The 10,355-nt window shown below is 48.1% G+C and carries 10 protein-coding genes and 3 tRNA genes; all 13 read left to right on the top strand.

Going from position 1 to position 10,355, the window contains the following annotated elements:
• Positions 1-71 precede the first annotated feature (71 nt).
• A tRNA-Phe gene (locus L696_RS0109640) sits at positions 72-144 on the top strand.
• Between the two features lie 9 nt (positions 145-153).
• Positions 154-239 (top strand) — tRNA-Tyr (locus L696_RS0109645).
• Between the two features lie 7 nt (positions 240-246).
• A tRNA-Lys gene (locus L696_RS0109650) sits at positions 247-319 on the top strand.
• Positions 320-483: 164 nt separating this feature from the next.
• Positions 484-1,632 (top strand): PucR family transcriptional regulator, encoded by a 1,149-nt coding sequence (locus L696_RS0109655; protein ID WP_025683461.1) that lies wholly within the window; start codon positions 484-486, stop codon positions 1,630-1,632.
• Between the two features lie 103 nt (positions 1,633-1,735).
• Positions 1,736-2,860, top strand: coding sequence for an ABC transporter ATP-binding protein (locus tag L696_RS0109660; RefSeq protein ID WP_025683462.1), 1,125 nt, complete (start codon positions 1,736-1,738; stop codon positions 2,858-2,860).
• 347 nt (positions 2,861-3,207) lie between these two features.
• A complete protein-coding gene (gene hprK / locus L696_RS0109665; RefSeq protein ID WP_025683463.1) occupies positions 3,208-4,146 on the top strand; it encodes an HPr(Ser) kinase/phosphatase in 939 nt (312 codons plus the stop codon).
• 43 nt (positions 4,147-4,189) lie between these two features.
• Positions 4,190-5,248, top strand: a complete 1,059-nt coding sequence (lgt, locus tag L696_RS0109670; RefSeq protein ID WP_025683464.1) for a prolipoprotein diacylglyceryl transferase — start codon at positions 4,190-4,192, stop codon at positions 5,246-5,248.
• Positions 5,245-5,898 (top strand): pyrophosphatase PpaX, encoded by a 654-nt coding sequence (ppaX, locus tag L696_RS0109675; RefSeq protein WP_025683465.1) that lies wholly within the window; start codon positions 5,245-5,247, stop codon positions 5,896-5,898. Before lgt ends, ppaX begins: the two co-directional genes overlap by 4 nt.
• Complete coding sequence (locus L696_RS0109680; RefSeq protein WP_025683466.1) at positions 5,895-6,389, top strand: acyltransferase; 495 nt, start codon at positions 5,895-5,897, stop codon at positions 6,387-6,389. Before ppaX ends, L696_RS0109680 begins: the two co-directional genes overlap by 4 nt.
• Positions 6,390-6,531: 142 nt before the next feature.
• Positions 6,532-7,683 (top strand): acyltransferase, encoded by a 1,152-nt coding sequence (locus L696_RS0109685; RefSeq protein ID WP_025683467.1) that lies wholly within the window; start codon positions 6,532-6,534, stop codon positions 7,681-7,683.
• A gap of 231 nt (positions 7,684-7,914) precedes the next feature.
• Positions 7,915-9,120, top strand: a complete 1,206-nt coding sequence (locus L696_RS0109690) for an ATP phosphoribosyltransferase regulatory subunit (RefSeq protein WP_025683468.1) — start codon at positions 7,915-7,917, stop codon at positions 9,118-9,120.
• Positions 9,117-9,761: an ATP phosphoribosyltransferase gene (gene hisG / locus L696_RS0109695; protein ID WP_025683469.1), complete on the top strand. Its 645-nt coding sequence runs from the start codon at positions 9,117-9,119 to the stop codon at positions 9,759-9,761. The genes L696_RS0109690 and hisG overlap by 4 nt, the downstream gene beginning before the upstream one ends.
• A gap of 59 nt (positions 9,762-9,820) precedes the next feature.
• Positions 9,821-10,355: histidinol dehydrogenase (locus tag L696_RS0109700; protein ID WP_025683470.1), on the top strand; the 535-nt coding region annotated here is incomplete at its 3' end.

Raw genomic sequence — 10,355 nt, forward strand, 5'->3', positions numbered from 1 at the left:
AATATGATAGTTTTACGTACTAAAGTGGGAAGGGGTATCCCTCCGCACTTTATTTTTTTGTTAGTGGATATGGCTCGGTAGCTCAGTCGGTAGAGCAGAGGACTGAAAATCCTCGTGTCGGCGGTTCGATTCCGTCCCGAGCCACCTTTATATGGAGGATTAGCGAAGTGGCCAAACGCATCAGACTGTAAATCTGCTCCCTTACGGGTTCGGTGGTTCGAATCCATCATCCTCCACCAGTTTTATGAGCCATTAGCTCAGTTGGTAGAGCACCTGACTTTTAATCAGGGTGTCGAAGGTTCGAGTCCTTCATGGCTCACCGAAAGTCATCAACTATAAGTTGATGACTTTTTTTGTATGCATTTTTGCATGTATATAGGTTATGTTTCTTACTAGCTTTTTTATTTTAAGGTATCGGCAGGGTATAATAGGTTCATTATGTTCGCTTAGAGGTTATTCTAAAAAAAGTGAAGTGGTGATCGCGTGGCTTTGGATACAGGATGGATACAGCAACAGCTTCAGAATATTATTCAAGCACCTTTTACTATACTGCCTTGGTGTCCGGAAATGATTGCAGAAGGTCAGCCAGCAGAATCAGCTGTACCGGATAAGTCATTTGTACGTGATAGCAAAATATATTTTCCGTTCCGTGCGGTAGCAGGAGAATTGGCTGCCTTTGCGGTAGAGGCAAAGCGTTTGACGGATCGTGAACGGAAGCTGATTGAGGCGCTACTCTGGAACATGGAGCAATTCTGGCAGGATGGGACGGGGACGCAACGGCCCGATAATCCGGTATATGCTGAGGAAGAACGAATGAGGCGTTTTGGACAGTGGCTCATACAGCAGGCTGGCAACCTACAGAATGAAGAAGAGGTTCCTGATGAGTTGGAGCTTCGGGATTCGCTGTCGGCGTATATGGTTCCCATTGTACTGACTGGTGAAGGAACACAGGGGGGCGCTATTGCTTACACTCAGCTACATCGATTGTTAGCCAGTTATTTTGGAGGGAATGTGCTGCTTACTCCACTGGATGAACAGTCTTGGCTGATTATGGCTAAAAAGGAACTACTGTTGGGAGCAGAAGACGACCGGGATAAGGATGTCGAAACCAGGGATGCGGATTTTACGGAATCGCTGGAGGAGGTTCTTACGGCTTTCAGTCTGGGTTTATACGAGCTTATCGCAAATGAGTGGGTAGGTGTATTTCATTTGGCGGTATCCAAGCCGTCTATACTATTGGAGAGTCTTCCCAAAGAGCTGAATTTGTTATGGGAGACGATCCATCTCGGCAAAATTTTTCATGTAACAGAGCACATCCACTTTTCATGGGAGTTACATTTGGAGAGGTTATTAAACCGTATTCCGAAGGAGCAACGCGTGCAATTTTTGGAGCAGGCTGTGCGGTCGTCCGTCATATTGGAGGATGCTGAAACGATGGCTACATTGGATATCTTTTTTCAACTGGATTGTAATGTGAGTGAGACGGCTAAGCGCCTATATGTGCATCGAAATACGTTGATTTACCGTTTGGACAAGATCAAACAGGAGACCGGATTGGATGTGCGGACGTTTAATGATGCGGTTTTGGTCAAGCTTTTTCTACTATTGTACAAAGTGACAAAAAGGAAATAGCATTTTTGTGCAGTTTGCGAATAGCCACGCAGTGGGTACTAAGGTAAGATACAAGTAAGAAATGTATTCGATTTCAAAACTTGATCTTGGGGAGGCAAAAGCTATGGCTGGTGTACGCTTAGAGCATATTTTTAAAAAATACCCGGGTGCAGATAAAGCTACGGTTGTTGATGTCAATTTGGACATTCAAGATAAAGAATTCCTCGTATTGGTCGGTCCTTCCGGCTGTGGTAAATCTACTACGCTCCGTATGATCGCTGGGCTGGAAGAAATCTCGGACGGCAAATTGTACATTGGAGATCGTGTCGTGAATGACGTAGCTCCAAAGGATCGCGATATTGCGATGGTTTTCCAATCCTATGCCTTGTATCCGCATATGAACGTATACCAAAACATGGCTTTTGGTCTAAAGCTCCGTAAGGTGAAGAAAGACGAAATTGATAAGCGTGTACGTGAGGCGGCTAAAATCCTGGATATCGAGCATCTGCTGGATCGCAAGCCGAAAGCGCTATCAGGTGGTCAACGTCAGCGTGTTGCCTTGGGACGTGCGATTGTACGTGACCCACAAGTGTTCTTGATGGATGAGCCATTGTCCAATCTGGATGCCAAACTGCGTGGTCAGATGCGTGCGGAAATCACGAAGCTGGCTAAACGTCTGGAAACGACTGTTATCTACGTAACGCATGACCAGGTCGAAGCGATGACGATGGGTGACCGGATTGTTGTTATGAAGGATGGCATTATTCAACAAGCCGCATCTCCGGATGAGCTGTACAACCGTCCAGTAAATCTGTTCGTAGCTGGTTTTATCGGCTCTCCTACGATGAACTTCATCACAGGCAAGCTGGCTGAGAAGGACGGCGCAATGTATTTCACTGCACCAGGTTTGGATCTGTTCGTGCCTGAAGGTAAGGGACAGATTTTGAAAGCCAAGGGTTATGTCGGTAAAGAAGTTATCCTGGGTATCCGTCCTGAGGATATTCATGAAGAACCTGTATTTTTGGAGGCTTCTCCGAATACGATCTTTATGTCCACTGTGGATGTTACCGAAAACCTCGGTCATGAAATGCTGTTGTACCTGAGTGGTGCCGGAAACGATACGATTATTGCCCGTGTAGACGGACGTTCCAATACTCGTGATGGTGTCAAAGCGAAGTTGGCTGTCGATATGAACAAGGTTCATATTTTTGATAAGGAATCAGAATTGAGCGTTCTGGTTGGCGAATAAGATCAACTGATGAAAGAGAGCTGCAGTTTCCCAGCCGGGGAAAGGCGGCTCTTTTTGTATATCCCATACAGCTTCCAGCTTTGGCATTGCATTCAATGGAAAATTCCGATACGATGGGTACATTGGTATGGGTCTGGGCTCAGGTATGGATTGCTGGCTGGATTATTGAAAGCAAATATTGGAAGAGTCCAACTGCATGAACACAGGTGACCCGAAATGATGCTGAAAAGGTAAGGCTTGAGCTGGCACAGGATGAGCTGGCGACGGGCTGAATGGTTGATAGAGTGACGCTACATAAATAAAATCACGTATAGAATCCGGTCATGCAGGATGAAGGGGAGAATACGATGGCTAAAAAGGTAAAGGTATCTGAGCTTGTACAGCAATTTCAAATGGAGGTTATTTCCGGTGAGAAAGGTCTGCGCAGGCTGATCACGGTGGATGATTTGAATCGTCCAGGGCTGGAGATGGCCGGGTATTTTGAATACCACACACAGGAGCGGGTGCAGCTTTTGGGAAGGTCTGAGCTGGCTTTTCTCGGTATGCTTCCTCCAGATGAAAGAAAGGATCGGATGCAGCGTCTATGTACGGAGCTGACTCCGTGTATCATCATCACACGCGGTCTGGAAGTACCCGCAGAACTAGTGGAGGCAAGCGCTGAGCGGGATGTCCCTGTATTGCGAACTAATATGGCCACGACGATTTTATCAAGCCGCATTACGGGTTTTCTTGAAAGAAAGCTGGCTCCTACGGCCACTATTCATGGTGTATTGTGTGATGTGTACGGTGTAGGTATGCTTATTACGGGCAGTAGCGGCATTGGTAAAAGTGAAACAGCGCTGGAGCTGGTTAAACGCGGTCATCGTCTGGTAGCAGATGATGCAGTGGAAATCCGGCAAACGTCCGATTTTCAGTTGCATGGTACGGCGCCGGAACTGATTCGTCACCTGCTGGAAATTCGCGGCGTGGGCATCATTAATGTGATGACGCTGTTTGGTGCAGGTGCAGTTCGTAACAACAAGCGGATTACGCTGGTTGTCCGTCTGGAGGCATGGCAGCAGGACAAGCAGTATGACCGTCTTGGTTTGGATGAAGAAACGACCCGTATTATTGACACGGATGTTCCGCTCGTTACGATTCCAGTTCGTCCGGGCCGAAATCTGGCCGTTATTATTGAGGTGGCGGCAATGAACTATCGTTTGAAGCAAATGGGCGTGAATGCAGCTCTGCAATTTACGAACAAGCTGACGGCTACAATTTCTGAAGATATGGAAGATATGGATTAAGGTTGAGTCGTTTGCAAGGAAGAACAAGGAGTGAGAGAAACATATGTCAACGGCAACATTACTGCTGAATCCGATTGCTTTTTCAATCGGGGCAATTAAGGTCCATTGGTACGGGCTTATTTTGGGGCTGGCGGCGCTTGTGGGTTTATATCTCGCCATTCGTGAAGGTAAAAGATTTGGCATTCCGCAGGAATTTTTTATGGATATGCTGCTGTTGGGTGTTCCCTCGGCTATTATTGGAGCGCGTATTTATTATGTAGCCTTCAAATGGGAAGATTATCGAGATAATCTATGGGATGTTTTCAAAATCTGGAATGGCGGTATTGCGATATACGGTGCATTGATCGGCGCGATTATATGTGCAGTCATCTATTTCCGCTATAAGGGTTATAATTTCTGGCGGATTGCCGATATTTGTGCGCCGGGTCTGCTGATCGGTCAAGCGATTGGACGCTGGGGTAACTTTGTCAATCAGGAAGCCTACGGTGGACCGACGGAAGAAGCGTTTTTGCGGAATCAACTGCATCTGCCGGATTTCATTGTAAATCAGATGAACGTTAACGGGGTGTTTCACCATCCCACATTCCTGTATGAATCCCTGTGGAGTGTTGTAGGTGTGATTCTGCTGCTCGTTATTCGACGTATGAAATTTGTACGTGCAGGCGAAATGTTTGCGTTTTACTTCATTTGGTACTCGATTGGCCGTTTTTTCATCGAGCGTGTACGGACGGATAGTTTGGCTTTTCAGGGACCAGACTGGCTGGCTTCCTTTGTGAATGCTTTGTGGTCTCCTATGGTATGGCTGGGGTTTGAACCAGGGCATCTGGACCCAAGTTACGGTAATGTACGGATCTCGCAACTGCTCCCTATTTTCATTGTTGTAGCTGCTGTGATTTTCATCGTGGTTCGTCGTCGTAAGGGTGCATCTGTTCCGAAATATAGCGATCCGATTGTCTCCAGCAAGGTAGGAGTCGATCAGGTACCTGACGTCACGCCGGAACAGGCTTCCCGCCCGGGTCAAGATACGATTCCTCCGACAACGGCTGCGCCGGATAAGCTACACAAGGAAGACATGGACGAGGACAAGAAGGAGCATCTATGATAAATACGGTTTTATTCGACTTGGACGGTACGATTATGGATACGAATGAGCTGATTATCAACTCATTTCTGCACATTTTGAATCACCCGGACGCTGACCCGCTGACACGGGAGCATATTATCCCTCATATGGGCGGAACGCTGGATGACCAGCTTCGTACGTTTTCGGGATTAAAGGATGTGTCTGAGCTAGTTAAAGGCTATCGTGCTTATAACCTGCTCCATCACGATCAAATGGTGAAGCCATTTCCGTATGTCATCGAGGTTATTCAGGAGTTGCGTGCGCGGGGAATCAAGCTGGGGATTGTGACGACTAAAATACGTCCTTCTACGATTCGTGTGCTTGATCTGTTCGATATGACCTCCTCTATGGATTATATCGTGACGGTAGACGACGTACAGCACCCGAAGCCGCACGCAGAACCTGTGCTTAAGGCGCTGGCTGGCTTGAACGCCAAAGCGGAGCATACGTTGATGGTTGGAGACAGTTCCTTTGATATTCTATCGGCTCAAGCCGCAGGTGTGAAATCGGCGGGTGTAGCCTGGTCGCTCAAGGGTGAGGAAACTCTACGGGGCTATGGACCGGATTACATTTTGCATGATATGCGGGATTTACTGAAGCTGGAGCTTCAAGGTGTCGATGTATCGTGAGGAAGGTTGACCGCTATCCCGTGGAAGGCCCCAATGCGCTGTGGCAGATTTACCGGACGGTAAGCCGCTGGAAAGGGATTAAAAACTTTGTTTTTATACAGATCGCCCGGTATTGTCCCGTGCTATCCTGGAAGAATGTCATTTACCGCAGAGTGCTCGGGATGAAGGTAGGGCAGCATGCGGCCTTCGGCCTGATGGTGATGGTAGATGTTTTTTTTCCGGAGCATATTACCATAGGGGACAATTCGGTGATTGGATATAACACGACCATTCTGGCTCATGAATACCTTATACGGGAGTATCGTATTGGTAAAGTGATGATCGGGAATAATGTGTTGATTGGCGCAAATACAACGATTTTGCCAGGTGTTACCATTGGAGACGGAGCTATAGTAGCGGCTGGAGCGGTCGTGCATAAAGACGTGCCTGCAGGAGCATTTGTAGGTGGTAATCCACTGCGCGAATTAAGACGATCGGGTACGAATGAGTAGTGAATAGCATAACAAAAAAGGCCCCTTATGTATTAAGGGGTCTTGCGCTGTTTTTCTGTATAATAAATGGGGTAATGCATGTTAGTTATGTTTAAAACTTGATAATAGACATATTTGCAAGGCGATATGGGAGCGTGTTGATTTGGCCAAAAAAGAACGTATACCAGAGCTTGATATTTACCGGGGAATGTTAATTGCAGCCGTTGTTACCATTCATGCGACTTCAATGGCTTTGATTGATGCGCGTCATTCTCTATTGTTTTATCCCTTTTTATTTTTAAATGTGTTTAGTAGCTTTGCGGTGCCAGTATTTATTTTTGTGAGCGGGTTTGTTTTATTTTACAATTATGTCGATAGGCCGCTTCGTGGTAAGAATATGCTTGTGTTTTTTCGAAAAAGACTGATGTTTATTGTGTTACCCTACGTTTTGTTTTCTCTTATGTACTATTTGACCTTGGTGACACGTGGGCTGATGCCGCTCAGTGATCTTCCGCTTGTGCTGTTAACGGGAAAGGCGTACACGCATTTGTATTATGTCATCATCATAATCCAATTTTATTTGGTCTTTCCGCTGTTGCTGTGGGGAGTGCAGCGTCTACGCCATTGGATATCGAGTCCACGGAGAGCAGCCTTAGTCATTTTGACAGTAGGGTTAGTCATTCAATGGGGGTTTGTACTGCTGAACAAATACGTTTGGCAAGAGGAAAGAGGAAGTCTTGCGATTACGTATATCAGTTATTTTGCCTTGGGTGCAGCTGTCGCGATTGGATATGAAGAGTTTAAAAAGTGGTTTTTTCCGGTGTCAGGTACGGCAGTTGGTCGCGGTCAGTTGATCAGTTGGTATGGTTTGTGGGCGGCTTGGCTGTTGCTGGGTATAGTCTATGTGCAGATATGGTTTGTAGCGTATCGGGAAGCGATCTATGCAGATTCGTTGATCTATGAGCTGTTACGTAATGCACATGCTCTTGTATCTGCGCTGGTGCTGTTTCAGTTCTCGGCTTTCTTATACCGTCATGCTAACTATGCGTTGCGAACTTGGATTAGTTGGCTGGGTGCCTGTTCCTTCGGTATTTATTTACTCCATCCGGCGCTCTTGCGCGTGTATCGTAAGCTGAATTTGCATGGAACACCGGTAGAGTATATCTTTTCTGTTGCCGGAGGTTGGCTGTTAGCGCTGTTTGGCTCATGGCTGATTGTGACGCTGTGTTTCCGTTATGTACCTTATTCCTGGATTGGCCTGGGTACGGTTCCAAAGTCTCCGTCGCGGGGTAAAGGTGAACAGGTGAGTGGTTGAATATGTTGATATGACTGTTGGCTGAAAGGCTGACAGTCTTTTTTTATAGGATTCATGAATTCTGCAATGGATAAAATAAATAGAGGGAGATCGTTTCGCAATGCGGCTCTAAAAATGGGCTGCCCCATTCGGTTGACGTTCGCAGGCAGAGCATGATAATATATCGAATATACTTTAGTTTATTAGCACTTTACCATGATAAAGATATTGTGAAATCATGAGGTGATAGAGATGACCAAGCCAAAAGGATTTGAAATCCCTGTAGGGGTTCGGGATTACCTTCCGCGTGCGGTGTCGAAGCTGCGGGCGATTGAATTGAATGTACTGGAATGCATGGAGCGTTGGGGCTACCGTCAGATTATGACGCCTACGATGGAATTCTACGATACGGTGGGTGTGGCTAGTTCTACTTCGGATCGGAAGTTGTTCAAGCTGCTCAATAACCGGGGAACCACGCTGGTGCTGCGATCTGATATGACTGCGCCGATTGCACGTGTGGTATCATCGCTGTTGAAGGAAGAAGAGGTACCGCTCCGGCTCTCCTATCACGCAAATGTATTTCGGGCGATTGAGGAAGAGGCGGGAAGAGAAGCGGAATTCTTCCAGACGGGTGTAGAGCTGGTGGGCGATGACTCGCCCGAGGCTGACGCGGAGGTGGTGGCACTGGCGATTGCATCATTGCAGGCGGCAGGGGTGTCCTCTTTTAAAATTGCCATGGGGCATGTGGGATTCCTGAACGGTCTGTTCGAGGAAATCATTCCGGGTCGTCAGGCTGAACAGCAAGCGCTAAAGGAGCTGTTATTGAACCGTGATGTGGTGGGCTACCGGACAGTGATTGAAGCTTTGGGTTTGCCTGCCGAATATCGGGAAAAGCTGGAGGCTATTCTCCGGCTTCGCGGGGGCAAAGAAATTTGTGAACAGGCTACCCGTCTTAGCATCGAGCAGCAGACGATTCAATCCATTGCGCATCTGTGCGAGGTTTGGGAAGTGCTGGAGAGTTACGGCGTGTCTGAGCATGTGCTAATTGACCTTACTATGATCGGAGACTTTTCATATTATACAGGAATGACCTTTGAGGGCTATGCGGCGGAAATCGGATTCCCCGTATGTAATGGAGGGCGCTATGACAATCTGCTACAGCAGTTTGGCCGTTCCGTTCCTGCCACAGGATTCGCGTTGAAGACGAACCGGATTGTCGATGGTGTGGACGGTATTCAGATCGAGGCGAAGCGCCCAGTCCTCATTCGTTATGATGCGCAGGGACGCAGAGAGGCGTTATCCGCCGCTGCACAGCTTCGTGCAGCAGGACGGACTGTGGTGACAGGGCTGAGTGGTGGGCCTGAGGATCGCCGCCGTGAGCAACAGGACTTGTACGCAGAGGTTTACAGCTACACAGTCGAAGAAAGACAACCGGTACAAGGGAGGGAATTGCCATGACGGAGACGTTGAAGGTAGCCATGCCGAAAGGACGGATTTATAAGCAGGCTTCTGAGCTGTTTCGTCGAGCGGGGGTTCCTATTCCAGTAGATGTGGATGATACGCGCAGGCTGGTTATTCCGCTGCCTGAACTGGGAATGGAGTTTATTATGGCGAAGCCGGTCGATGTTCCCACGTATGTGGAGTACGGAGCTGCGGATATCGGCATTGTAGGCAAGGATGTTTTGCTGGAAGAGAACAAGGATGTGTATGAGCTGCTTGATCTGGGAATTGCCCGTTGCCGAATGTCAGTCATTGCTTTGCCGGATTGGCAGCCGGGTATTCGTCAGCGGGTGGCTACGAAGTATCCGAATGTGGCTTCCCAGTATTTTCGGGAGCAAGGCCAGCAGGTGGAGGTTATCAAGCTGAATGGTTCTATCGAGCTGGCACCGCTAATCGGATTGGCAGACCGGATTGTCGATATGGTGGAAACAGGGCAGACCTTGAGAGAGAACGGATTGGTCGAGCAGATCAGTATTTTGGATATTACGAGTCGGCTGATTGCCAATCGGGTCAGCTACCGGATGAAAAATGGTCCGATTCAGGCGTTGTGTGACCGACTGCATCAGGTAATTCCGACTACGGTGGCACCCAGGGACTAAGGTAAAGGTCAATGGTCAGGAGAACAATCTGCAAGCTGCAAGTAAGGGGGAAGGGACAAATGAAGATCGTATCAGCCCGTGATTTCAATCTCCAGCGGGAGGTGGATTACGGTACACCTGAGCAAAATGAAGCCGTTCGTGCGATTATCCGTTCGGTACGGCAGGAGGGAGATGCGGCTGTCCTGCGGTATACGGAATCGTTCGATGGTGTATCGCTGACGGCGGAGCAGCTCCGTGTGACGGAGGAAGAATTGAAGGCGGCATATGACAAGGTGGAGCCTTCTTTTTTGCAGGCGATTCGGGAGGCGGCGGACAATATCCGTGCTTTTCATACGAAGCAAAAACGTAATTCGTGGATGGATTTACAACCGGATGGCAGCTTGCTGGGTCAGATTATCCGACCGTTGAAGCGGGTAGGCGTGTATGTTCCGGGCGGTAAAGCAGCTTATCCGTCCTCGGTGCTGATGAATGTGATTCCGGCTCAGGTGGCTGGTGTACCAGAGATCGTCATGGTGACACCCCCGGCAACAGGCGGCAAGGCGGGAATTGATCCATATACACTGGTAGCTGCGGCAGAGGCGGGTGTGACAGAAA

The organism is Paenibacillus maysiensis (assembly GCF_000520815.1).
Taxonomy (GTDB): domain Bacteria; phylum Bacillota; class Bacilli; order Paenibacillales; family Paenibacillaceae; genus Paenibacillus; species Paenibacillus maysiensis.